At 57.5% G+C, this 24,201-nt stretch carries 25 protein-coding genes; 15 read left to right on the top strand and 10 right to left on the bottom strand.

Going from position 1 to position 24,201, the window contains the following annotated elements:
• Positions 1–8: 8 nt before the first annotated feature.
• The 3 genes from rpe to trpS are packed head-to-tail and all read left to right on the top strand — an operon-like array spanning position 9 to position 2,374.
• On the top strand, positions 9–692 hold the full coding sequence (gene rpe / locus ABU178_RS16970; RefSeq protein WP_397217046.1) for a ribulose-phosphate 3-epimerase: 684 nt from the start codon (positions 9–11) through the stop codon (positions 690–692).
• Entirely contained in the window at positions 676–1,353 is a 678-nt protein-coding gene (locus ABU178_RS16965) for a phosphoglycolate phosphatase (protein WP_397217044.1), read from the top strand. Before rpe ends, ABU178_RS16965 begins: the two co-directional genes overlap by 17 nt.
• A 16-nt stretch (positions 1,354–1,369) precedes the next feature.
• Complete coding sequence (gene trpS / locus ABU178_RS16960; protein ID WP_397217042.1) at positions 1,370–2,374, top strand: tryptophan--tRNA ligase; 1,005 nt, start codon at positions 1,370–1,372, stop codon at positions 2,372–2,374.
• A gap of 70 nt (positions 2,375–2,444) precedes the next feature.
• Here trpS and cysG read toward each other — a convergent pair whose 3' ends face one another.
• From cysG to nirB, 3 genes are all read right to left on the bottom strand, one after another.
• The gene (cysG, locus tag ABU178_RS16955) at positions 2,445–3,809 is read right to left on the bottom strand and encodes a siroheme synthase CysG (protein ID WP_397217040.1); all 1,365 of its coding nucleotides are present in this window, start codon (positions 3,807–3,809) and stop codon (positions 2,445–2,447) included.
• Positions 3,810–3,881: 72 nt separating this feature from the next.
• Positions 3,882–4,208: a nitrite reductase small subunit NirD gene (gene nirD, locus ABU178_RS16950; protein WP_397217038.1), complete on the bottom strand. Its 327-nt coding sequence runs from the start codon at positions 4,206–4,208 to the stop codon at positions 3,882–3,884.
• The gene (nirB, locus tag ABU178_RS16945; protein WP_397217035.1) at positions 4,205–6,745 is read right to left on the bottom strand and encodes a nitrite reductase large subunit NirB; all 2,541 of its coding nucleotides are present in this window, start codon (positions 6,743–6,745) and stop codon (positions 4,205–4,207) included. The genes nirD and nirB overlap by 4 nt, the downstream gene beginning before the upstream one ends.
• Before the next feature lie 230 nt (positions 6,746–6,975).
• On the opposite strand from nirB, the gene ABU178_RS16940 reads away from it, so the two are divergent.
• A complete protein-coding gene (locus ABU178_RS16940) occupies positions 6,976–8,259 on the top strand; it encodes a cytosine deaminase (RefSeq protein WP_397217033.1) in 1,284 nt (427 codons plus the stop codon).
• Positions 8,260–8,291: 32 nt separating this feature from the next.
• Here the strand turns inward: ABU178_RS16940 and tsgA are convergent, their stop codons facing one another.
• Positions 8,292–9,470: an MFS transporter TsgA gene (tsgA, locus tag ABU178_RS16935; RefSeq protein WP_397217031.1), complete on the bottom strand. Its 1,179-nt coding sequence runs from the start codon at positions 9,468–9,470 to the stop codon at positions 8,292–8,294.
• Between the two features lie 264 nt (positions 9,471–9,734).
• Here tsgA and ppiA point away from each other — a divergent pair, with 264 nt between their 5' ends.
• The 5 genes from ppiA (at position 9,735) to argD (ending at position 13,087) form a co-directional block, all read left to right on the top strand.
• Positions 9,735–10,307 carry a peptidylprolyl isomerase A gene (gene ppiA / locus ABU178_RS16930; protein ID WP_397217029.1) on the top strand — a complete coding sequence of 191 codons (573 nt, stop codon included), beginning with the start codon at positions 9,735–9,737 and terminating at the stop codon, positions 10,305–10,307.
• Between the two features lie 101 nt (positions 10,308–10,408).
• Positions 10,409–10,579 (top strand): YhfG family protein, encoded by a 171-nt coding sequence (locus ABU178_RS16925; RefSeq protein ID WP_397217027.1) that lies wholly within the window; start codon positions 10,409–10,411, stop codon positions 10,577–10,579.
• On the top strand, positions 10,569–11,162 hold the full coding sequence (locus ABU178_RS16920; RefSeq protein WP_397217025.1) for a putative adenosine monophosphate-protein transferase Fic: 594 nt from the start codon (positions 10,569–10,571) through the stop codon (positions 11,160–11,162). The genes ABU178_RS16925 and ABU178_RS16920 overlap by 11 nt, the downstream gene beginning before the upstream one ends.
• Before the next feature lie 40 nt (positions 11,163–11,202).
• Entirely contained in the window at positions 11,203–11,778 is a 576-nt protein-coding gene (locus ABU178_RS16915; RefSeq protein WP_397217023.1) for an aminodeoxychorismate synthase component II, read from the top strand.
• Between the two features lie 88 nt (positions 11,779–11,866).
• Positions 11,867–13,087, top strand: coding sequence for a bifunctional acetylornithine/succinyldiaminopimelate transaminase (argD, locus tag ABU178_RS16910; RefSeq protein WP_397217021.1), 1,221 nt, complete (start codon positions 11,867–11,869; stop codon positions 13,085–13,087).
• Here the strand turns inward: argD and ABU178_RS16905 are convergent.
• Entirely contained in the window at positions 13,084–15,162 is a 2,079-nt protein-coding gene (locus ABU178_RS16905) for a YccS/YhfK family putative transporter (protein ID WP_397217019.1), read from the bottom strand. The two genes, argD and ABU178_RS16905, sit on opposite strands and share 4 nt — an antisense overlap.
• Positions 15,163–15,220: 58 nt before the next feature.
• Entirely contained in the window at positions 15,221–15,853 is a 633-nt protein-coding gene (gene crp, locus ABU178_RS16900) for a cAMP-activated global transcriptional regulator CRP (RefSeq protein WP_017803012.1), read from the bottom strand.
• Positions 15,854–16,155: 302 nt separating this feature from the next.
• On the opposite strand from crp, the gene ABU178_RS16895 reads away from it, so the two are divergent.
• Positions 16,156–16,560 (top strand): OsmC family protein, encoded by a 405-nt coding sequence (locus ABU178_RS16895; protein WP_397217017.1) that lies wholly within the window; start codon positions 16,156–16,158, stop codon positions 16,558–16,560.
• Positions 16,561–16,595: 35 nt separating this feature from the next.
• Here ABU178_RS16895 and ABU178_RS16890 read toward each other — a convergent pair whose 3' ends face one another.
• The 3 genes from ABU178_RS16890 to ABU178_RS16880 form a co-directional block, all read right to left on the bottom strand.
• On the bottom strand, positions 16,596–17,465 hold the full coding sequence (locus ABU178_RS16890) for a phosphoribulokinase (RefSeq protein WP_397217015.1): 870 nt from the start codon (positions 17,463–17,465) through the stop codon (positions 16,596–16,598).
• Positions 17,466–17,539: 74 nt separating this feature from the next.
• The gene (locus tag ABU178_RS16885; RefSeq protein ID WP_397217013.1) at positions 17,540–17,758 is read right to left on the bottom strand and encodes a YheU family protein; all 219 of its coding nucleotides are present in this window, start codon (positions 17,756–17,758) and stop codon (positions 17,540–17,542) included.
• Between the two features lie 3 nt (positions 17,759–17,761).
• Positions 17,762–18,778: a hydrolase gene (locus ABU178_RS16880; protein ID WP_397217011.1), complete on the bottom strand. Its 1,017-nt coding sequence runs from the start codon at positions 18,776–18,778 to the stop codon at positions 17,762–17,764.
• Positions 18,779–18,838: 60 nt separating this feature from the next.
• Between ABU178_RS16880 and ABU178_RS16875 the strand changes: the two genes are divergently transcribed.
• Positions 18,839–19,441, top strand: coding sequence for a LysE family translocator (locus tag ABU178_RS16875; protein WP_397217009.1), 603 nt, complete (start codon positions 18,839–18,841; stop codon positions 19,439–19,441).
• 1 nt (position 19,442) lies between these two features.
• Here the strand turns inward: ABU178_RS16875 and ABU178_RS16870 are convergent, their stop codons facing one another.
• On the bottom strand, positions 19,443–20,423 hold the full coding sequence (locus ABU178_RS16870; RefSeq protein ID WP_397217007.1) for a LacI family DNA-binding transcriptional regulator: 981 nt from the start codon (positions 20,421–20,423) through the stop codon (positions 19,443–19,445).
• 231 nt (positions 20,424–20,654) lie between these two features.
• On the opposite strand from ABU178_RS16870, the gene tauA reads away from it, so the two are divergent.
• The 4 genes from tauA to tauD are packed head-to-tail and all read left to right on the top strand — an operon-like array spanning position 20,655 to position 24,073.
• Entirely contained in the window at positions 20,655–21,635 is a 981-nt protein-coding gene (gene tauA, locus ABU178_RS16865; RefSeq protein WP_397217005.1) for a taurine ABC transporter substrate-binding protein, read from the top strand.
• Positions 21,636–21,645: 10 nt separating this feature from the next.
• Positions 21,646–22,413 carry a taurine ABC transporter ATP-binding subunit gene (tauB, locus tag ABU178_RS16860; RefSeq protein WP_397217003.1) on the top strand — a complete coding sequence of 256 codons (768 nt, stop codon included), beginning with the start codon at positions 21,646–21,648 and terminating at the stop codon, positions 22,411–22,413.
• On the top strand, positions 22,410–23,234 hold the full coding sequence (tauC, locus tag ABU178_RS16855) for a taurine ABC transporter permease TauC (protein ID WP_397217001.1): 825 nt from the start codon (positions 22,410–22,412) through the stop codon (positions 23,232–23,234). The genes tauB and tauC overlap by 4 nt, the downstream gene beginning before the upstream one ends.
• Positions 23,234–24,073: a taurine dioxygenase gene (gene tauD, locus ABU178_RS16850; protein WP_397217000.1), complete on the top strand. Its 840-nt coding sequence runs from the start codon at positions 23,234–23,236 to the stop codon at positions 24,071–24,073. The genes tauC and tauD overlap by 1 nt, the downstream gene beginning before the upstream one ends.
• Positions 24,074–24,201 lie beyond the last annotated feature (128 nt).

Raw genomic sequence — 24,201 nt, 5'->3', positions numbered from 1 at the left:
AGAATCGGATGAAACAATATTTGCTGGCCCCTTCAATTCTGTCTGCGGATTTCGCCCGCCTGGGCGAAGATACCGCCAAAGCGCTGGCGGCCGGTGGCGACGTGGTGCATTTCGACGTGATGGATAACCACTATGTGCCCAACCTGACGATGGGGCCGATGGTGCTGAAAGCGCTGCGTGATTACGGCATTACCGCGCCGATCGACGTACACCTGATGGTGAAACCGGTAGACAGCCTGATTCCTGAATTTGCCCGCGCTGGCGCCAGCTACATCACCTTCCATCCGGAAGCGACTGAGCATGTCGATCGCACGCTGCAACTGATCAAAGAGCATGGCTGTAAAGCCGGGTTGGTATTCAATCCCGCCACGCCGCTCAGCTATCTCGATTACGTGATGGATAAGCTGGATATTATTCTGCTGATGTCGGTGAATCCGGGCTTCGGTGGCCAGTCATTTATCCCCGCCACGCTGGACAAGCTGCGTCAGGCGCGTAAGCGCATTGATGAAAGCGGCTACGACATTCGCCTCGAAGTAGATGGCGGGGTGAAAATCGACAATATCGGCCAGATTGCTGCCGCCGGGGCGGACATGTTTGTTGCCGGTTCCGCTATTTTTGGTCATCCCGATTATAAAAAAGTGATCGACGATATGCGTAATGAGCTGGAGAAAGCCAATGGCTCATTTCACTGATATTCGTGCGCTGGCTTTTGATCTCGACGGCACGCTGGTGGATAGCGCGCCGGGCCTGGCGGAAGCGATAGACCGTACGCTGGCGGATTTACAGCTGTCGGCAGCTGGTGTTGAACGCGTATCTACCTGGATCGGCAATGGCGCAGACGTGATGATGGCGCGCGCCCTGAGCTGGGCGTTGAACCGTGAGCCGCAGCCCGATGAGCAGCGTGACGCGCGCGCGTTGTTTGATCGTTATTACGCCGAGACGGTAGAAGCGGGCAGCACGCTGTTTCCTCAGGTCACCGCTACGCTGCAGGCGCTGGCGAGCAAAGGCCTGCCGCTGGCGATTGTCACCAACAAGCCCACGCCTTTTGTGGCGCCGCTGCTGGTCTCGCTCGGCATTGCAGATTACTTCTCGCTGATTATCGGCGGTGACGATGTGGTAGCGAAAAAGCCGCATCCGGCAGCGATTTTCCTGGTTCTGGGTAAGTTTGGTCTGCTTCCGCAACAGCTGCTGTTTGTCGGCGACTCGCGCAATGATATTCTCGCTGCCCAGGCGGCAGGCGTACCCAATGTCGGTATGACCTTTGGCTATAACTACGGCGAACCTATCGCCACCAGCCAGCCCGATTTAACACTGAACTCTTTCGACGAACTTTTGCCCGCTCTCGGGCTATGATTATCAGGACTTGAGCATGACAAAACCCATCGTTTTCAGCGGCGCACAGCCTTCCGGTGAACTGACCATTGGCAACTATATGGGTGCGCTGCGTCAGTGGGTGCAAATGCAGGACGACTATCACTGCATTTACTGCATCGTTGACCTGCACGCCATTACCGTACGCCAGGATCCCGCCGCATTGCGTAAGGCGACGCTGGATACGCTGGCTCTTTATCTCGCCTGCGGTATCGATCCTGCTAAAAGCACCATCTTTGTTCAGTCGCATGTGCCGGAACACACGCAGCTGAGCTGGGTGCTGAACTGCTACACCTACTTCGGCGAGCTGAGCCGTATGACGCAGTTCAAAGACAAATCCACACGCTATGCTGAAAATATTAACGCCGGGCTGTTCGATTACCCGGTGCTGATGGCGGCCGATATCCTGCTTTATCAGACCACGCAGGTACCGGTGGGCGAAGATCAGAAGCAGCATCTGGAGCTGAGCCGCGATGTCGCGCAGCGTTTCAACGCCATCTACGGCGACACCTTTAAAGTGCCGGAGCCGTTTATCCCGAAATCGGGCGCGCGCGTGATGTCGCTGCTGGAGCCGACCAAAAAGATGTCCAAATCGGATGACAACCGCAACAACGTCATCGGCCTGCTGGAAGATCCGAAATCGGTGGTGAAAAAGATCAAGCGCGCGGTAACTGACTCCGACGAGCCGCCGGTGGTGCGCTACGACGTGCAGAACAAAGCGGGCGTCTCTAACCTGCTGGATATTCTCTCTGGCGTCACCGGCAAAACCGTTGCCGAGCTGGAGCAAGAGTTCGAAGGCAAAATGTATGGTCATCTGAAAGGCGCGGTAGCCGATGCGGTCTCCGGCATGCTCTCTGAGCTGCAGGAGCGCTACAATCGTTACCGCAATGATGAAGCTTTCCTTGAGCAGGTGATGCGCGACGGCGCCAGCAAGGCGCGTGCGCAGGCGCAGCAGACGCTGAAGAAAGTCTACGAAGCGATTGGTTTCGTGGCGCAGCCGTAATCCAGACAAGAGAAGTAATAAAAGGCGGCGAGACCTGAATCGCCGCTTTTTTTATTTCTGCGATTCCGCGTTAAAACCAGCGTAGCTTTTCCCGCAGACCCACTACCCGTCCGATAATCATCAGGCTGGGGCTGTTGACCTGCTGCGCCAGTTCGCTGAGCTGCGCCAGCGTCCCGCTGACTACGCGTTGGTTTGTACTGGTGCCGTTCTCAACCAGCGCAACCGGCATATCGTCGCTCATCCCTTGAGCCAAAAGCTGCTGCTGAATCTCTGCCGCCTGCGACAATCCCATATAGAACACCAGCGTCTGCTGTTCGGCGGCAAGCGTTGACCAGTCGAGCTGGCTGTCGCGCTGCAAATGCCCGGTAACCAGCCGCACGCTTTGGGCGTAGTCGCGGTGCGTCAGCGGGATGCCCGCATAGGCGGAACAGCCCGAGGCGGCAGTGATGCCGGGCACTACCGAGAAGGGAATCCTCGCGAGGTGAAGAGTTTCAAGTTCCTCGCCGCCGCGCCCGAAGATAAAGGGATCGCCGCCTTTCAGGCGCACCACGCGCCTGCCGAGTCGGGCTTCACGCAGCAGGAGTTGGTTAATCTCCTCCTGCGGCACGCAGTGATGACCGGCGCGTTTGCCCACGAATATCCGCTCTGCATCGCGGCGCACCAGCTTCATGATCTCGTCTGACACCAGACGATCGTACACCACCACGTCCGCCTGCTGGATTTGCTGCAAACCCTTTAGCGTCAGCAGGCCGGGATCGCCCGGTCCTGCGCCAACCAGCACCACTTCGCCACGGTTATCGAGCGGCTCTGTAAACAACGTTTCGGTGATTTGTGTGACTTTGGCCCGATCCTGGTTCGCCAGCGACTGCATGAGGCGATGGTTCAAAAACAGTTTTTCCCAGAAGCGGCGCCGTTCGCTGACAGAAACGAAAGTCGATTTAACCCGCCGACGCAGGCTGCCCGCATAGCGCGCCAGCTGGCCGATATGCTGTGGCAGCAGCGCTTCGAGCTTCTCACGCAAAAGACGGGCAAGAACGGGCGCGGTGCCGCCCGAGGAGACGGCGACCACCAGCGGCGAACGATCGATAATCGACGGCATAATCACGCTGGCCTGTTCTGGCGCATCCACCAGATTGCAAAAAATCCGTTTCGTTTCAGCTGCCGCGGCTACCTGCTGATTCACACCGTCGTCATCGGTGGCCGCGATAACCAGCCAGCACTCTGTCAGCCAGCTGGCAGTAAATCTTCCCTGAATCAGCGTCAGCTTCTCCTGCTGCGCCCAGTGATGAAAAATCGGGGTAAACGCGGGCGCGCCAACCAGCAGATCGGCGCCCGCCTCCAGCAGCAGGTGCGCCTTACGTTCGGCTACTTCGCCGCCGCCTACCAGCAGACAGCGCTTGCCCTGTAAACGACAAAACAGAGGTAGGAAATCCATAGCTAATCCTGAAAAAAAGCCTTCGCGCCAGGCGAAGGCCAGAAGGGAAAGATCGAGTGTACGTGGTGGGTCTCAGGCGCAGACTTCAACCTGACCCGCGTTAACCCGCACCGGGAAAGTGTTTACCGCGCGGCTTTCATCTTCCATACAGAGACCATCGCTGAGGCGGAAACGTTGTTTTTTCAACGGGCTGGCGACCCAGAGCGACTGCTGGTGTTCGGCGATAATGCCGCGTGACAGCACGCTGGCCCCGGCAAAGGGATCGATATTGCTGAGCGCCCAGAGTTGCTCATCCGCATAAGGACGGAAGATGGCGATTTGCTGGCCGTTAACCAGCGCGCAAACGCCGCTGGCCGGTAAAATCTGGTTAAGCAAGCACACCGCGGTCCACTGGCTCATGATTTCACCTCCTCAATGAAAGTGACGTTGATGCGTTCCGCCGGGCGCGCCGGACGATGCTGAGCACGTTCGGCCACAATCTGTACGTTGGGATCGCGCAGCGGCGAGTTGATAAAGTGCGCGAAGCGCGCAAGCTGCCGCGGCTCCGCCAGCGTGGTTTGCCATTCGCAGACGACGCTGGCACGCAGGCGCGCCAGTTCGCTTTCCAGCTCATCGTTAAGGCCGAGCCTGTCGTCAACGATCACGCTGCGCAGGTAGTCGATGCCGCCATCCAGGCTTTCCAGCCAGAGCGAGGTGCGCTGCAGGCGATCGGCGGTGCGGATGTAGAACATCATAAAGCGATCCAGATAGCGGATCAGGGTATCGCGGTCGAGATCGGCTGCCAGCAGATCGGCATGGCGCGGCTTCATGCCGCCGTTGCCGCAGAGATAGAGGTTCCAGCCTTTTTCCGTGGCGATAATGCCAACATCTTTGCCCTGAGCTTCAGCGCACTCGCGGGTACAGCCGGAGACGCCAAATTTCATTTTGTGCGGGGTACGTATGCCTTTGTAGCGATTCTCCAGCTCAATGCCGAAGCCCAGGCTGTCGCCGACGCCGTAGCGGCACCAGCTGCTGCCGACGCAGGTTTTCGCCATGCGCAGCGCCTTGGCGTAGGCCTGACCGGTTTCGAAGCCCGCCTCAATAAGTTGCGCCCAGATGGCGGGCAAATCGTCTTTTTGCGCGCCGAACAGGCCGATACGCTGGGAGCCGGTAATCTTGGTGTACAGGTTATACTCGCGCGCCACCTTGCCTATTGCCATCAACCCCTCCGGGGTGATTTCGCCGCCTGCCGAGCGCGGGATTACGGAGTAGGTGCCATCTTTCTGAATATTGCCGAGGTAAAGATCGTTGCTGTCCTGCAACGGCGTATGCTGCGGTTGCAGAATATAGTCATTCCAGCAGGAGGCGATCAGGGAGGCAACGGTGGGTTTACAAACTTCGCAGCCGTAACCCTGACCATATTTCGCCAGCAGCGCGGAAAAAGTTTTAATGCCCTCGACCCGAATCAGGTGATACAGCTCCTGACGAGAGTAAGCAAAGTGCTCGCACAGATGATTAGTGACCTCCACGCCCTGGCGGCTGAGCTCAGCGTTAAGCACCTGTGTAATCAGCGGAACGCAGCCGCCACAGCCGGTCCCGGCGCGGGTTTCCGCCTTGATTGCCGCCACGGTATGACAGCCGCTCATCACCGCATTGACGATATCGCCTTTGGTGACGTCGAAACAGGAACAGATTTGCGCGCTGTCAGGCAGCGAATCGACGCCCATTGCGGGCTTTTCCCCGCTGCCTGCGGGCAGGATCAGCGCCTCCGGATTTTCCGGCAGTGGAATTTGGTTCAGCGCCAGCTGCAACAAATTGCCATAGTCGCTGGTATCGCCCACCAGCACGGCGCCCAGCAGCGTTTTGTTGTCTGCGCTCACCACCAGCCGTTTATAGACGGCTTTATGCTCATCCAGCCAGAGATAGCTGCGCGCGCCCGGCGTACGGCCATGGGCATCGCCAATGCCGCCGACGTCTACGCCCAGCAGCTTGAGTTTGGCGCTCATATCGGCGCCACAAAAGGCGTTCTGGCGTTTGGTCAGGCAGTCGCTCGCCACCTGCGCCATCTTATAGCCAGGGGCGACCAGGCCATAAATACGGTTTTGCCAGGCGGCGCATTCGCCGATGGCGTAAATCGCCGGATCGCTGGTCTGGCAACGATCGTTAATCGCCACGCCGCCGCGCTCGCCCAGCGCCAGGCCGCACTGTTTCGCCAGTTTATCCTGCGGACGAATGCCGGTAGAAAACACGACGAAATCAACATTGAGTTCGCTGCCGTCGGCAAAGTGCAGGATTTTTCTGCCGTTGTCATGGTGTGCTATCTGTTGGGTATGTTTTCCGGTGTGCACGCGTACGCCCATCTGTTCAATCCTGCGCCGCAGCTGTTCGCCGCCCTGGGCATCGAGCTGTTCCGCCATCAGCACCGGGGCAAATTCCACCACATGCGTTTCAATGCCGAGGCTTTTCAGCGCGCCGGCAGCTTCCAGGCCGAGCAGGCCGCCGCCAATCACTGCGCCGCGCTGACTGCGTCGGGCGCAGGCTTCAATGGCGTTGAGATCTTCGATAGTGCGGTAAACGAAGCAGCCCGGCCCTTCGGCGCCTTTGATCGGCGGTATCCAGGGAGAAGAACCGGTGGCGAGCACCAGCGTGTCGTAATGCACGGCGCGCCCGCTGCTTGAGTGAATCACCTTCTCCTGACGGTTAATGGTGATAGCGCGCTCGCCTAACAGCAGGTTAACGTTGTGCTTTTCATAGTAGCCGTCACGCACCAGCGAGAGTTCTTCAGCAGTATGATGAGAAAACCAGGCGGAGAGATGGACGCGGTCATAGGCAACGCGGGGTTCTTCACAAAAGACGGTTATCGCAAACTGGCCAGGTTCGGCCTTGTCGATGAGCTCTTCAATGAAGCGGTGTCCCACCATGCCGTTACCGATAATGGCGACGTTATGCTTGCTCATTTTTGCCTCAAAGCGGGGAAGTTTTGGCTACAATAGCGCGTCGCTTAGCAGGCTTATTGATATACATCAAGCGACGCCCTATATACTCCTTTTGAGGTATGTCTCTGATTGTAAAAGCCTTACGAAAAAAGCCATTCGCTTAACAACAGCCCACTATTTTCCCTGAAAGCATTTTTCACGACTTTCATGTTAGGTTTATTCACTGTGCGCTTTTTCAACGGGAGAATGGCATGGCATCAACGTCACTGAAGTGGATTAACAACCTGCGTTTGCCCAGGCGTGAAGGGCTGTGGCAGATCGAAATCAGCGCGGGGAAAATCGTGCGCCTTCATCCACAGCCGCAGCAGGTGGAAAATGGCGCGGCGACGCTGGATGCGGAAGGGGGCCTGGCCTGTGCGCCTTTTATCGAGCCGCATATCCACCTGGACACCACGCAAACCGCCGGAGAGCCAGCCTGGAATCAGTCCGGCACGCTGTTTGAAGGCATTGAGCGCTGGGCCGAGCGCAAGGCGCTGCTCAGCCATGAGGACGTGAAGCAGCGGGCGAAGCAAACGCTGAAGTGGCAGATCGCCAACGGCATTCAGCATGTGCGCACCCATGTGGATGTTTCTGATCCCACGCTGACCGCGCTCAAGGCGATGCTGGAGGTGAAAAGCGAAATGGCGCCCTGGGTCGATATCCAGATCGTGGCTTTTCCGCAGGAGGGCATTCTCTCCTATCCCAATGGCGAGGCTCTGCTGGAAGAGGCGTTACGCCTCGGCGCTGATGTGGTCGGCGCCATTCCGCATTACGAATTTACCCGCGAGTATGGCGTCGAGTCGCTGCATAAAGCCTTTGCACTGGCGAGCAAGTATGACCGGGCAATCGACGTGCACTGCGATGAGATTGATGATGAGCAGTCGCGCTTCCTGGAGACGGTCGCCGCGCTGGCGTACCGTGATGGCATGGGCGCACGGGTTACCGCCAGCCACACCACGGCGATGCATTCTTACAACGGCGCCTATACCTCGCGCCTGTTCCGGCTGTTGAAGCTCTCGGGGATTAACTTTGTTGCTAACCCGCTGGTGAATATTCACTTGCAGGGGCGTTTTGACAGTTATCCCAAACGGCGCGGCGTGACGCGGGTCAAAGAGCTGCTGGAGGCGGAGATCAATGTCTGTTTCGGCCATGACGACGTTTTTGATCCCTGGTATCCGCTGGGCACCGGCAATATGTTGCAGGTGCTGCATATGGGCCTGCACATTTGCCAGCTGATGGGATATGAGCAGATCGATAGCGGTCTGGATCTGATTACCCATAACAGCGCCAAAACTCTGGGACTCAGCGATTACGGTGTTCAGATGGGTAACGCCGCCAGCCTGATTATCCTGCCAGCCGAAAGCGGTTTTGATGCGGTGCGCCGTCAGGTGCCGGTACGTTACGCCATTCGCAACGGTAAGCTGCTGGCGGCGACCCGGCCTGCACAGAGCGAAATCTGGTTGCAGGAAGCGGAGAAGGTGAGTTTCAGGCGCTAAGAAAAACGGGCGGAAGGTTCCGCCCGTCGCGATTAATGCATCACATGGCCATGCTGGCGATGCTTCGTCACAAAGCCCAGCAGTACGCACATCACAAACACCACGGCATACAGTCCGTTTGCCGTTGCCAGCGCCGCATGCGCGCCGCCTTTCGCCACAATCGGGCCGGTAACCACGAAGGTCAACATGGTGCCGACGGTGCCGCAGGTCAGAATAAAGTTCACCAGCTTCGGCGAAGCGACTTTGGTTTGCAGCGAGCCGAGCGTAATGATAGTGGTGTAGATAGCGCTGGAGCTGAAGCCGAGCACCATAATAATCCAGCGCAGCATACCGGCATCTTCACTGCTGACGAACCAGTACATCAGCACAGTCGCCAGACCGGCCAGCACCATCAGAATGCGTTGCAGATCGAAGAAGCGCAGCAGGAAGCTGAACACCCACATGCCGATCATATAGGCGGTCCAGAAGTTGCCCACCAGCTGGCCCGCATCGGCAATATCCATGCCCATGGTTTTGGTGGCGTATTCCGGCACCCAGGAGATAAAGCCCAGCTGGCCGAGGATATAGCAGAGCGCCGCCAGCGAGAGGAACAGCACGCCGACGCCCCATTTCTCTTTTTCCGCCGTCTGTACTTTTTCCGCCTTACGCAGCACCGGGAACTCCACGCACAGCGTCAGCAAAAAAATCGCCACATAGAGCAGGCCGATGCAGCAGTAAACCCAATACCAGGGCAGCTGGCGCGCCAGGATAACACCGGCCAGGATAGGAAACAGGGTACCGGCCATGCTGAAGAAGGAGTCGGTAAACAGCAGGCGCGACCCGCGCTGGCGGCCTTCATAAAGATGGGTAATCAGGAAGGTGCCGATCGACATGGTAATGCCGCTCACCACACCCAACACAAACATGCAGAGCGAGAAGAGGCTGAGGCTGTGGCTGTTCATCAGGCCGATAATCGCCAGGATCATCAATACAAAGCCAAAGATCAGCTGGCGCTTCAGCGGAACGATCTCCATCAGCCAGGCGTTAAGAAAAATGGCGACCAGAATCCCGGCATTTAAAAAGGTAAAGGTGTTGCTCATGCTGGAGACAGGCAGCTGAAAATAGTGGGCGATATTGTCCATCACCATGCCGGTGACGATCACCAGCGCACCGGTCAGCGCATACGAAAAAAAGCTGATCCAGGTAAGGCCGATGCGATTACGATTAGTCATTGTCATAACCTGTAAAAGGGCGGAAAGGAGGGCAGAAAATGTCAGAAAGTGTAAACGGAACTGTGATCTTAATAAACAAAGAGTGAAATATGTTATCTATATTTCATTAATAGTGTGATTTTGGTCACGAAAACATCGCTTCCTGATCGGATCACTGCGCAGGAAAATCACAGCGTAAATATAGGTAAAACACTGGCTCTTGAATAACATGCTCTTTACAATCAATCTGTTTTTGAGCTTGCTTTCCCAGGTAAGGAATCATTCATGTTTAAACGTACTGTGACAGCGGCAGTTGCCCTGTTAGCGCTCTCTTCGATTTCTGCGACGGCATTTGCCGCCAAAGGCGACACGCATGTGTTGCTGACCACCTCTGCCGGTAATATCGAACTTGAACTGAACGACCAGAAAGCGCCGGTTTCAGTGAAAAATTTTGTCGATTACGTCAACAGCGGTTTTTATAACAACACCACGTTCCATCGCGTTATCCCTGGCTTTATGATTCAGGGCGGCGGCTTCACCATGGATATGCAGCAAAAGCAGCCCAACGCGCCGATCAAGAATGAAGCGGATAATGGCCTGCGCAACCAGCGCGGCACTATTGCCATGGCGCGTACCGCTGAGAAAGACAGCGCCACCAGCCAGTTCTTTATTAACGTTGCGGACAATGCCTTCCTCGATCATGGCCAGCGCGATTTCGGCTATGCGGTTTTCGGTAAGGTTATCAAAGGCATGGAAGTAGCGGATAAGATCGCGCAGGTGCCAACCAAAGATGTCGGTCCTTATCAGAACGTGCCCGCCAAACCGGTTGTTATTCTTGCAGCGAAAATTCTTCCCTGATGTGACGCATCGCCATCACCGCATGGCGATGTCTGCCTCGCCTTCGGCAAAGGAAAAGTTTGCTGCTTATACTTAGGGCAACTTACTCAGCAGGAGGCTTCATGGTCAGCAAACTCACCGACAAACAGAAATCCACGCTCTGGCAACAGCGGCGCAGCACCAGCTATCAGGCCAGCTGCCGACTGGAAGGTTTTACGCTGCTGGAACCGACCCTCAGCGGCGACCAGGCGGAAGAGCGACTGACATCGCTGAGGAGGCAGTATGGCCGATAACCTCACCCCTTCGCACGATCCCTATGTATGGCAAAACGATGATGTGCTGAAAAATCTGCTCGATATTCATGATGCCGCGCAGCTGCGCAAAGCCGAGCTGGCATTCAGCAGCGCGCGTCTGGCGACGCTGGAGTTAGGCCCACGCAATATCGGGCTACCTTACCTGTGTCATATCCACCGTACGCTGTTTCAGGATCTCTACAGCTGGGCTGGCGAGATACGCACCATCGATATTTGGCTGGAAGATACGCCGTTCTGCCATTTCGAATATATCGAAAAAGAAGGTAATTCGCTGATGAGCGCGCTGGAAGAGGAAGAGGGACTGGCGAATCTGGACACGGAAACCTTTATCGCGCGCCTTTCCCACTACTATTGCGAAATCAACATGCTGCATCCGTTCCGCGAGGGTAATGGGCGGGCGCAACGTATTTTCTTTGAACAGCTGGCGCTGCACGCCGGTTATCTGCTCGACTGGGATAAGATCGAGCGGGAATCCTGGCTGGAGGCCAACCGCGCGGGCGTCGATGGCGACCTGCAACCGCTGATTGCCATTTTCACTAAAGTGGTAAGCGCGGCCAGTTAAAGTGCGTAGAATAGCGGCAGTTTAACGCTGAGGAGCGATAATGCTGCTGCTGATCGACAACTATGACTCCTTCACCTGGAATCTCTACCAATATTTTTGCCAGCTGGGCGCGGCGGTGCGCGTGGTACGCAACGACGCCATTTCACTGAGTGAAATAGAGGCGCTGCCGCTGACACATCTGGTGATTTCCCCCGGTCCCTGTACGCCAGACGACGCGGGCATTTCGCTGGCGGTGATTGCCCGTTTTGCCGGGCGTCTGCCGATCCTCGGCGTCTGTCTCGGCCACCAGGCCATTGCTCAGGCTTATGGCGCAAAAGTGGTTCGCGCGCGGCAGGTCATGCACGGGAAAACCTCTGCGATTCAGCACACCGGTAAAGGGGCATTCAGGGGACTCAATAATCCGCTGACCGTGACGCGTTATCATTCGCTGATCGTGGCGCGCGATTCCCTGCCAGACTGCTTTGAACTCACCGCCTGGAGCCTGCGCGACGACGAGCCGGATGAAATTATGGGGTTTCGTCATAAAACGCTGCCGCTGGAAGGGGTACAGTTTCATCCCGAAAGCATTCTTAGCGAGCAGGGGCATCAGCTGCTGGGTAATTTCCTCAGTCAGTAAAGTTATGTTTGCCTTCGGATGATTTTTTATGCATATTTTGTGATTATTATTTCACAATGGTTCAACAAACAATCAAACGAGGTCGGCTATGGCGGCGGAAAAACTAGCGGTAACACGGGAAACTTTCGATAACGTTATATTGCCTGTTTATGCACCTGCGCAGTTTGTGCCGGTGAAGGGCAAGGGCAGCCGTGTATGGGATCAGCAGGGCAAAGAGTATATCGATTTTTCCGGCGGTATCGCGGTAACCGCGTTAGGCCACTGCCATCCGGCGCTGGTAGAAACCCTGAAAACCCAGGGCGAAACGCTGTGGCATACCAGCAACGTCTTTACCAATGAACCGGCGCTGCGCCTTGCCAGCAAGCTGATTAGCGCCACCTTTGCCGAGCGCGTCTTCTTTGCCAACTCCGGCGCTGAGGCTAACGAAGCGGCATTCAAGCTGGCGCGTTATTACGCCTCGAAGCGCCACAGTCCCTATAAAAGCAAAATCATCGCCTTCCATAATGCTTTTCATGGCCGCACGCTGTTTACCGTATCGGTTGGCGGCCAGCCTAAATATTCCGACGGGTTTGGTCCAAAGCCGGCGGATATCGTTCATGTGCCGTTCAACGATCTGGCGGCAGTAAAAGCGGTGATTGACGATCACACCTGCGCGATTGTGGTGGAGCCGATTCAGGGCGAGGGTGGCGTGATGCCTGCGACTCAGGAATTTATGCAGGGCCTGCGCGAGCTTTGCGACCAGCATCAGGCGCTGCTGGTGCTGGATGAGGTGCAGAGCGGCATGGGACGCAGCGGCAAGCTGTTTGCTTATGAGCACTACGGCGTGCAGCCGGACATCCTGACCACGGCCAAAGCGCTGGGTGGCGGTTTCCCGGTGAGCGCGATGCTGACCACCAATGAGATCGCCTCGACCATGGCGCCGGGCGTGCACGGCACTACCTACGGCGGCAACCCGCTGGCCTGCGCCATCGCCGAAACGGCGCTGGATATCATCAATACGCCAGAGGTGCTGGAAGGCGTGGAAAGCCGCCGTCAGCAGTTTGTCGCGGCGCTGAAGGCGCTGGACAACAAGCTGGATCTCTTCAGCGATATTCGCGGCAAAGGTTTGTTGATTGGCGCGGCGCTCAAGCCACAGCACGCCGGTAAGGCGCGCGATATACTCAACGCGGCGGCGGCGGAAGGAGTGATGATCCTGAATGCCGGTACTGACGTGATCCGCTTTGCCCCGTCGCTGGTGATTGAACCCACCGACATCGAAGAGGGAATGGCACGTTTCGCCCGCGCGGTGGAAAAGACGCTCGCCAGCTAACTCTGTTTTTTACGCAAGCGTTTTACCCGCCAGCGGCCATGCTGTGGTCGCTGGCTCCATGCCAGTGAAGAGATGGTATGCATTACGCTGAGATGTCCCAGAATTCGCTTCACATGCCGCTCCACAATAGTCATCGGTCCTTCATTCACATCTTCCGGTGCTTCCAGCACGTTACTGTCTGAGCCTTTGTCATATTCCAGCCGCTGCTGGCAACGCTGCAACGCGATTTCACAGGATTGCAGATAGCGCTGCGCCAGCTCAGAGGTCAACATGGTGTGCTCACGCGCCAGAATCGTCATTGCATTGATGTGCTCGACGATAAACTGGCTGTGCGTCACCCACAGACGCATATCCTTGAGATACTCCGGGTTAAAGGCAGGCTCCTGCATCGCCTGATTCAACGAATTGAACAGCGCGTTGTGCGCCTGATTCACGCGTATGCGCTGGTACGCCAGCTTTCCCGACGCCTGCTCCGGCCCAAGCAGCATCTGCAACGCTTCCTGGTAGGTTTCCAGCGCATCGTGCGCATTCTGTCGCAGCAGGCCGCTCTGCCACTGCGGCCAGAGCCAGATCATCCCGCCAAAAGCGATCAGACAACCCATCAGCGTATCCATCAGGCGCGGCAGCAAAAACTGCGCGCCGTTCAGCGAGAGCAGTTGCAGTGAGTACACCGCCGTGACGGTAAAGCCGACCATTGCCCAGCCGTAAGATTTGCGGATAAACAGATAGCTGATCAGGGTAATCGCCAGCATGCCGGAAAGCACGATTGATTCCGGCACGGCGAAGCGCAGCGTCGCCGCCGCGATCACCAGCCCGGCAAAGGTGCCGAGCGCCCGGTGCTGAATACGGACCCGCGTGGCGTTATAGCCGTTCTGACTGACAAACATGATGGTCATCAATATCCAGAAGGGCTTGGGAATATTAAAGAACAGCGCCAGCGTGCTGCCAAACATCAGCATCACGGCAAAGCGTGCCGCGGTGCGCAGCGCGGCGGACTTGAGCGACAGATAGCTGCGCAGGGCGGCGAGCAGCGGCAGACGGCGCTGGCGATCGGCCATCAGGTCGCGCTGATAGAGCGGCTTCTGGCTGCGCAACACGCGCGCGATGCGGCTGAAGTGATAGAGGCAGAAGTTGCCCACCGGATTATCCGGATGCTGGCGGGCGATCTTCTCCAGCGCGCCGAGCTGCTTATCCATGTCGAACCGGTCCGGCAGCTGATGATAAAGAATGTCGTCCGCCAGTTCGCGCAGGCGCGTGGAGATGGTTTTGGCATTCCAGCGGATCACCGCTTCGGCGTGGCTCTGCTCCACCAGCTTCTGCACCTCTTCCGGCTGATGCAGGCTGACGGAAATATGCTCCTGCAGATCGAGCGCAACCTGAAAGGCGCGCGTCAGCCGCTTATGGCTGTTGTCCCGGCTGGCGGAGAGCATGTGCATCTGCTGATAGCAGGTGGTGATGAGATCCACCGCTTTTTGCTGGCGCGTTAGCAGCGGCGGCAGCGCTTTTTCCGGATCGGTGAGCTGCGTCAGCAAGGTATATTTGGCGTCGCAGTAATCCGCCAGCTCGCGAAAAAGCAGGCTCAGGGTTTCGCGCATCGGCTGCTCTTTCCACAGCCAGAACCAGAACCAGTTGAACAGCCCATACCAGAGCGTGCCGCCGATATAGAGCAGCGGCGGCACCCAGACAGGCATATGCCCTTCCAGGCCGAGAGTGAAGATGGCAGCGATCAGCGCGCCGGGCAGCAACCGTCCATGCAGTGGACTGATCTCGCCGGTAACGCCCAGCAGCAGCGGCATCAGAAACAGAATCAGCGGCAACGGCACTTGCTTCAGCGTCAGCCACTGGATCAGCAAACTGCTGGCGGCAAACAAACTGCCGCCGACAATCAGCCGTTTAAAAAAACGTTTATGGGGCGTGTCCAGACCGGCGATATTGCAGCAGGCGGGCACCAGCGAGAACAGCAGTCCGTTTTGCAGATCGCCCAGCAGCCAGCCGAGCGTCACCGGCAGGCTAAGAACCAGCGTTTGCCGCAGGGCGTAGTTGACTTCAGGATGGTAGATGATTCGGCGCCACATCAGCTCATCGCAAATAAAAACGGCGCGATGTTGCCATCACGCCGTGAGTGATACGGAATTAGCGGGTGCCGTAGACGACGATCGTTTTGCCGTGTGCGGAGATCAGATTCTGATCTTCCAGCATTTTCAGAATACGTCCGACGGTTTCGCGTGAGCAGCCAACGATCTGACCGATCTCCTGACGGGTGATTTTGATCTGCATCCCGTCGGGGTGGGTCATGGCGTCCGGCTGTTTCGCCAGGTTAAGCAGCGTCTGAGCGATGCGGCCCGTCACATCAAGGAAAGCTAAATTACCCACTTTCTCTGAAGTCACCTGCAGGCGACGCGCCATCTGCGATGAGAGGCGCATTAAAATATCCGGGTTCACCTGGATCAGCTGGCGAAATTTTTTATAGGAAATTTCAGCCACTTCGCACGCGGTTTTCGCGCGTACCCAGGCACTGCGCTCCTGGCCCTCTTCAAACAGGCCAAGCTCGCCAATAAAATCGCCCTGATTCAGATAGGAGAGGATCATCTCTTTACCTTCTTCATCTTTAATCAGCACCGCAACGGCGCCTTTCACGATGTAGTAAAGCGTTTCAGCCTTTTCGCCCTGGTGAATCAAGGTACTTTTCGATGGGTATTTATGAATATGACAATGGGACAGGAACCATTCGAGTGTAGGGTCTGTTTGCGGTTTTCCGAGAACCATTCTCTGTTATCCTCTGTTGTAATCGTGCCCAAAATACAGGGGGCCGTTTTCCCTGTCAGGCGGTGAAATCGTCAAGCGTTTCCCATTCAGGAAATTATTCGGGTCTCCGTCGTGAGCTGTGCTCGTGATTCGTCCCGCATTCGTCTATAAGTGACGAAAAATATTTTCAGCTCTGTTTGTAGCACAGCTTTCACCGACTGTCTTGTGTTGTCTCGCTTCAGCAAACGGCGAATCCGGCCGATTGCTGTTTCGCCGGCGAGGGCGTACTCTGACGTTAACTAAATGAATCAGGAGAGTTTATTATGCAGGCTCGTGTGAAGTGGGTTGAAGGGCTGACATTTTTGGGAGAATCCTCATCCGGTCATCAGGTGCTGATGGATGGCAACTCGGGCGACAAAGCGCCGAGTCCGATGGAGATGGTGCTGATGGCCGCAGGCGGATGCAGCGCTATTGACGTAGTGTCGATCCTGCAAAAAGGACGCAACGAAGTGGCGGACTGCGAAGTGAAGCTGACCTCCGAGCGCCGCGAAGAGGCGCCGCGCATTTTTACCTATATTAATCTGCACTTTATTGTCAGCGGCAAAGATCTTAGCGACAAAGCGGTGGCGCGCGCGGTGGATCTCTCAGCGGAAAAGTACTGCTCGGTGGCGATCATGCTGGGCAAAGGCGTGGAGATCACCCACAGCTACGAAGTCGTGGCGCAGTAACGCCAGCGTGAGGCCGGACGCGGCGGCCTCACAGCTTATTCGATACGTTTCCCTTCGATCAGCCGTTTTACCAGCGGCCCCATGATCAACTCCATCGCCAGACCCATTTTGCCGCCCGGCACCACCAACGTGTTGATGTGCGAAATAAATGATCCCTGCAACATCGCCAGCAGATAGGGAAAATCGATCCCTTCCAGCCCGCGAAAATGGATCACCACAAGGCTCTCATCCAGCGAGGGAATACTGCGGGCGGCGAAGGGGTTTGAGGTGTCGACCGTGGGCACGCGCTGGAAGTTGATATGGGTGCGTGAAAACTGCGGGGTAATAAAGTTGATGTAGTCTTCCATCGATCGCACTACCGAATCCATCACCGCCTCGCGCGAGTGGCCGCGCTCGCTGGTATCGCGCACCAGCTTCTGAATCCACTCCAGGTTGACGATGGGCACCACGCCCACCAGCAGATCCACTTTCTCTGCCACGTTGTGCTGCTGCGTCACTACGCCGCCATGCAGTCCTTCATAAAACAGCACGTCGGTATTGGCGGGCAGCGGCTGCCAGGGCGTAAAGGTTCCCGGCACTTGATTCCACGGCACCGCTTCATCGTAGGTATGAAGATATTTGCGCGACTGCCCGTGGCCGCTGTGACCATACTCGGTAAAAGTCTGCTCCAGCAGGCCGAAATCGTTGGCTTCCGGGCCGAAATAGCTGATGTGACGACCGAGATCGCGCGCTTTGCGGATCGCCATATCCATTTCCGGCCGCGTGTAGCGATGGAAACTGTCACCCTCCAGCTCGGCCGCGTGCAGACTCAGCTGTTGAAAGATTTTACGAAAGGCGAGGCTGGTGGTGGTGGTGCCGGCGCCGCTGGAACCGGTAACGGCGATAATCGGATGCCTGGCTGACATGATAAAACTCCCTGTTAAGATCGGGCGATGTGCATTGTTAGCATGATTGCCGCCCCAGTGTCATCCGCTCTCCGTCAGCCGCGAAACTCGCCGCGCGGCATGATGTTGACCGTTTCATGCAGTTCAGACCAGACCAGCACCGCCTCACCGCGCTCCAGCTGACGCCGGACATCCTCGACTTTTTCCGCCAGGCTGCGCTCCTCTGCGCCATAATCGGTGCCTTCGCGCAGCACAAAGGCCTCAATCAGATTGGCGAGCGTTTCGGGATCCACTTGTTGCCAGGGAATTATCACAGCTTAGTTTTCCAGATAAGGTGAAAGCCAGTGCGGCACGCGTCGTTCAAGCCACATCTGCGGCTTGCGCAGCGTACCCCCCACAAAGCCAACGTGACCGCCGTAGCGGGTCAGTTGATAAGTAATGTTAGCAGGTAACCGCGTCGGATCCGGGATCACCTCGTCAGTCATAAAAGGATCGTCCTGAGCGTGGATGATCAGCAGCGGCTTACGCACATCAGGCAGCAGCGGCATGGCGCTGGCGCGACGGTAATAATCGGCGGCATCATGGAAGCCGTGCGCGCGGGCGGTAATGGCATCGTCGAAATCGCGCAGCTTGCGCAGCGCTTTCAGCTGTAACAGGTTGACCGGCAGGGTGCCGGGCCAGGCGCGCAGTTTGCGTTCCGCATTCTTTTTTAGCTGCTCCAGCAGATAACGCTGATAAAGGCGTGAAAATCCGGTTTCCAGCCTGACGCTACATGGCTCCAGCAGCAGCGGCGCGGAGATCACCACGCCCGCATCCAGCAGCGCGCTGTCGCCCTGTTTTCCCATCAGGCAGGCCAGCATATTGCCGCCAAGCGAGACGCCGACCGCGGCGGTGGGCGCTTTGCCCCAGCGCTGCTGCAGCCAGTGCAGAAAATACGCGGCATCTTCCGTTTCGCCGGAATGATAAATACGTCCGAGACGATTCGGCACGCCGCTGCAGCCGCGAAAATGCATCACGACGCCCAGCCAGCCGCGCTGTTGCCAGGCCTGCAACAGTCCATGGGCGTAGGGGCTGTGAAAGCTGCCTTCCAGCCCGTGGAACAATACCACGCGCGGCTTATGGCGCGCCTGCGCGGGATCTTCGCTCCAGGCGAGATCGACAAAATCGCCGTCGGGCAGGTCGAGGCGCTGCCAGTGCGGTTTCAGGGTAATGTGACGACGAACCAGACGCGGCAGCACGGTTTGCAGATGCGGATTACGCATACCCGCCATCGGCGTAAAGGTCTCAACTGGCGCGTGACTAAAATTCATGTCGTAAAGGCTTGTCTGATTCATATCACACTGTTAGCTTCGATGGGCTGTCTGTTTTTTCTGGGTGAGGAGCACCCGACATACATGGAACTGAGTCTGTTTTTTTCAATGCTGGGCTTTCTCTGGGTTGCCGCGATCACGCCAGGCCCTAATAATATGTTACTCACCGCGTCCGGCGCCAACTTTGGCTTTCTGCGATCCCTTCCCCTGATGATCGGCATTATGATCGGTATGCAGTTGATGCTGCTGCTGGTCGCTTTTGGCGTGGGCGGACTGATTCTGCTTTATCCTTCGCTGCATCTGTTTTTGAAGCTCGCTGGCAGCCTCTACCTGCTGTGGCTGGCGTGGAAAATCGCCACGGCCGCCTATGAAGAGCTGGAAACCGGCGACGGGCCGCAAACGCCGATGCCCTTCTGGCAGGGCGGGCTGTTGCAGCTGATCAATCCGAAAGCCTGGCTGATGGCGCTCGGCGCGGTAGCCAGCTTCAGCCTGGCGGGCGACGCTTATCGTTCGTCGGTGGTCGCTATCAGCGTCGGCATGGCGATTGTCAATCTGGTGGCGGGGATCGCCTGGCTGGGCTTCGGCAGCCTGATTGGCCGTCTGTTGCGCAGCCGTCGCGCGTGGAAAATATTTAACCTTGCCATGGGCGCCCTGACGGCAGCCTGCGTACTGTTAATCTGGCATTGAGTCAGCAGGAAGCGCGTTCAATGCGCTTCCAGGGCAGAACCTCATGGATGGCTGGCGCGTGCGGCTGACGAATCTTTTTCAACAGCAGCTGCACGCTGCGCACGCCAAGCTGATGCATAGGCTGTTCAATGGTGGTGAGCGGTGGATTAAGGCTGCCGGTTAACGCTATCCCGTCGAAACCCACCACCGCTAAATCTTCCGGCACGCGCAGTCCCGCTTCCAGCGCGGCGTGAATCACGCCGACCGCCAGCATATCTGAGACAGCGAAAACCGCATCGGGCCGTTCAGGCCGCTGAAGCAGACGGCGAAACGCGGCGATGCCCGCCTCGCAGGTCAGGCTTTCGGCATATTCGATGCTCGCCCAACTCAGCTCCATCTCCTCAAGCGCCGCGCGGTAGCCCGCCTCGCGTTGATGAGAATAAAGATAGCGCATATCGCTGTTGACCAAGGCGATTCGTCGACGCCGCTTACCGGCAAGATAGCGCACGGTATCGCGCGCGGCGGCCAGGTTATCAATGGTAACGGAAGAGGCGTTGATCGACGGATCGCATTCGGCGCACTGCACCCAGGGAAAATCGCCAATAAATTCCGTCAGGCCCGGCAGACAGCTTGCCGCATCCATGGTGATCACGCCATCCACCACTTTGCCCGCCAGCAGACCCAGACTGGCTGCCTCGCGCCGCATCTGCGAGGCGGTATGACACAACAGAATATGATAGCCCTGCGCTTCCGCTTCCGCCTCGATTCCCTGCACCACGTTGGCACAGAACGGATTGGTGATATCTGAAATCAACACCAGCAGCATATGGCTTTGCGCAGTGCGCAGCTGACGTGCCAGCAGGTTCGGTTGGTAATCGCAGAAGTTAATCGCGGCCAGTACCTTGTCACGCGTATCGGGTCTCACGCCGGGGTGCTCATTCAATACGCGGGAAACGGTAGCCTTTGAGACACCTGCCAGCAGCGCTACTTTCTCTATCGACATGGTACGGGCGAACCTTCTTAACCAGGAAAGCGGGAAGCCTATTAATACCACAGCATTTTGCAGCGCGCCCGGTCTGCTTTGCCGTCAGGCCTGAAATCATTTGCATTTTTTGCATGAGTTAAACCAGAGATGATCTAAGAACTTATTTTTATTAGGGATAATTTTAAGTTCCTTTATGAAATCCCGTACCGCGGAGAGACTGCAAGCAACACAACTCTCTCAGGGTGCATCATGACAGCAAAAGCGCGTTTTTCATTTTTAGCCGCAGCATTGGCGCTGGTGGCGTTTCAGGCCAACGCGGTCAACGTCACCGTGGCGTATCAAACCTCAGCGGAGCCAGCCAAGGTGGCGCAGGCGGATAACACCTTCGCCAGCGAGAGCGGCGCCACGGTGGACTGGCGTAAATTCGACAGCGGCTCGGGCGTGCTGCGCGCACTCGCCTCCGGCGACGTGCAGATCGGCAATATTGGCTCCAGCCCGCTGGCGGTAGCCGCCGCGCAACAGCTGCCGATAGAAGCTTTCCTGCTCGCCTCGCAGCTAGGGAATTCCGAAGCGCTGGTTGTGAAAAAAGAGATCCGCACCCCGCAGGATCTGGTGGGCAAGCGCATTGCCGTTCCCTTTATCTCCACTACGCACTACAGCCTCCTCGCCGCGCTGAAGCATTGGGGCATCAAACCGGATCAGGTGCAGCTGATTAACCTCCAGCCGCCAGCTATTACCGCCGCCTGGCAACGCGGCGACATCGACGGCGCCTACGTCTGGGCACCCGCAGTGAACGAGCTGGAGAAGCAGGGCAGAGTGCTGACCGACTCCTCGCAGGTGGCGGCCTGGGGCTCGCCGACGCTGGATGTCTGGGTAGTGCGCAAAGATTTTGCTCAGCAGCATCCGGAGATTGTCACCGCTTTTGCCCGCAGCGCGCTGGCGGCACAGAAAGCTTATCTGGATAACCCACAGCAGTGGCTGACGCAGCCAGATAATCTCAGCAAACTCTCGCGCCTGAGCGGCGTACCACAGGCGCAGGTGGCGGGCCTGGTGCAAGGCAATACCTATCTCACGGCGCAGCAGCAGATTGGGCAGCTGGGGAAACCGGTCAACCGGGCGATTGTCGATACTGCGCGTTTCCTGAAAGAGCAGGGCAAGGTGCCGCAGGCGTCAACAGACTACAGCGATTACGTCACCAGCCGCTTTGTTCAACCCCTGGCGCAACCCTGAGGAGATCATCATGCTTCGCATCGCGCACCTGAATGCTCGCTACGCCGGACAGCCCGCGTTGCAGGATATAAGCCTGCAACTGAATCAGGGCGAACTTATGGTGGTGCTCGGCCCGTCCGGCTGCGGCAAAACCACCTTGCTCAACCTGATCGCCGGTTTTTTGCCGCTGGAATCAGGCAGCATCACGCTGGATGGCAAAGAGATTGCCGGGCCGGGCGTGGAGCGTGGCGTGGTGTTTCAGAACGAGGGGCTGCTGCCGTGGCGCAACGTGATTGATAACGTCGCCTTCGGCCTGCAGCTGGCGGGGATGGCGCGTGTCGAACGTCACGCTATCGCCCGTCGTCTGCTGCAAAAAGTGGGGCTGGAGGGGGCGGAGAAACGTTTTATCTGGCAGCTTTCCGGCGGGCAACGGCAGCGCGTCGGCATTGCCAGGGCGCTGGCGGCGGATCCACAGCTGCTGCTGCTGGATGAGCCTTTCGGCGCGCTGGATGCTTTTACCCGCGAACAGATGCAGACGCTGCTGCTGACGCTGTGGCGCGACAGCGGCAAACAGATCCTGCTGATTACCCACGACATTGAAGAAGCGGTGTTTCTCGCCAGCGATCTGGTGCTGCTCTCGCCGGGACCGGGCCGCGTGATGGAACGGCTGAAGCTTGATTTTGGCCGCCGCTTCGCCGGGGGGGAAGCCTGCCGCAGCATCAAGTCCGATCCCGCTTTTATTGCGCGTCGAGAATATGTGCTGAGTCGGGTATTCGCCCAGCGGGAGACATTCGCATGAGCACGCTGATGAATGATAAAGCACTGGTGGCGCGCCTTCGCCTGCGCTGGCCGCTTTCGCGTCCGCTGAGTCTGAGTTTTCTCAGTCTGCTGATTTTACTGTTGGCCTGGTGGAGCGTAACCGCGCTGGGCCTGATTAGCCCGCTGTTTCTGCCGTCGCCGCAGCAGGTGTTGCAAAAGCTGTTGCTGATCGCCAGCCCGCAGGGCTTTATGGACGCCACGCTCTGGCAGCATCTCGCCGCCAGCCTGACGCGGATGCTGATTGCCCTGCTGGCTGCGGCCATTATCGGCATTCCGGTCGGGATCGCCATGGGACTAAGCCCCGCCGTACGCGGCCTGCTCGATCCGCTGATTGAACTCTACCGTCCTGTGCCGCCGCTCGCCTATCTGCCGCTGATGGTCATTTGGTTCGGCATCGGCGAAACCTCGAAAGTTCTGTTGATCTACCTGGCAATCTGCGCGCCGGTCGCGCTGTCGACCCTGGCAGGGGTGAAAAACAGCCGGCAGGTGCGCATTCGCGCCGCGCAAGCGTTGGGGGCCAGCCGCTGGCAACTGCTGCGCTGGGTGATTTTACCCGGCGCGCTGCCGGAGATTCTTACCGGTTTACGTATTGGTCTTGGCGTGGGCTGGTCGACGCTGGTGGCAGCTGAGCTGATCGCCGCCACGCGCGGGCTGGGCTTTATGGTGCAGTCCGCCGGTGAATTTCTCGCTACCGATGTGGTGCTGGCCGGCATCGCCGTGATTGCACTCATCGCCTTTAGTTTAGAACTGGGTCTGCGCGTGCTGCAACGCCGCCTGACGCCCTGGAATGGAGAACAGTAATGAACGAACGCTTAACGATTACCGCGCTGGGGCCCCATATCGGCGCGCAGGTCACTAACCTCGACCTCGCTAAACCGCTCAGCGACGGGCAGTTTGAGCAGTTATACCATGCACTGATGCGTCATCAGGTGCTGTTCCTGCGCGATCAGCAAATTACGCCGCAGCAGCAGCGTTTGCTGGCGGCGCGCTTTGGCGATCTGCACATTCATCCGGTCTACCCGCACGCCGACGGCGTGGATGAGATCATCGTGCTGGATACCCATCAGGACAATCCGCCGGATAACGACAACTGGCACACCGACGTCACCTTTATCGAGACGCCGCCGGCGGTTGCTATTCTGGCGGCGAAACGGTTGCCGGAAAGCGGCGGCGATACCTTATGGGCCAGCGGGATTGCGGCCTATAATGCGCTCTCCGAGCCGTTCAAAAGCCTGTTGCAGGGTCTGCATGCTGAGCATGACTTCAAAAAGTCGTTTCAGGAGTATAAATACCGCAAAACTGAGGAGGAACATCAGCGCTGGCAGCAGGCGGTGGCGAAACATCCGCCGGTACAGCATCCGGTGATCCGTACCCATCCGGTGAGCGGCAGGCAGGCGCTGTTTGTGAACGAAGGCTTTACCACACGCATTCTGGAGCTGAGCGAGAAAGAGAGCGATGCGCTGTTGGGCTTTCTGTTTACGCATATTACCAAGCCAGAGTTTCAGGTGCGCTGGCGCTGGCAGGAGAATGATATGGCGATCTGGGATAACCGCGTAACGCAACATTATGCGAATGCGGATTATTATCCGGCGCGCAGAGTGATGCATCGCGCGACGGTATTAGGCGATAGACCTTTTTGAAATGCCCGTACCGGGCTGCGATTGCGTTGCTGCGGCTCAAAACAATGCTCACATACTTCAGTATGCTCCGCTTGTTTTGAGCCTGGCGCCTTGTCTCGCTCCGGTACGATCATTTTAAGATCGAGGAG

The organism is Pantoea osteomyelitidis (assembly GCF_044342975.1).
In the GTDB taxonomy this organism is placed as follows: Bacteria; Pseudomonadota; Gammaproteobacteria; order Enterobacterales; family Enterobacteriaceae; genus Pantoea; species Pantoea osteomyelitidis.
This window is presented reverse-complemented; position numbering and strand designations above follow the sequence as displayed.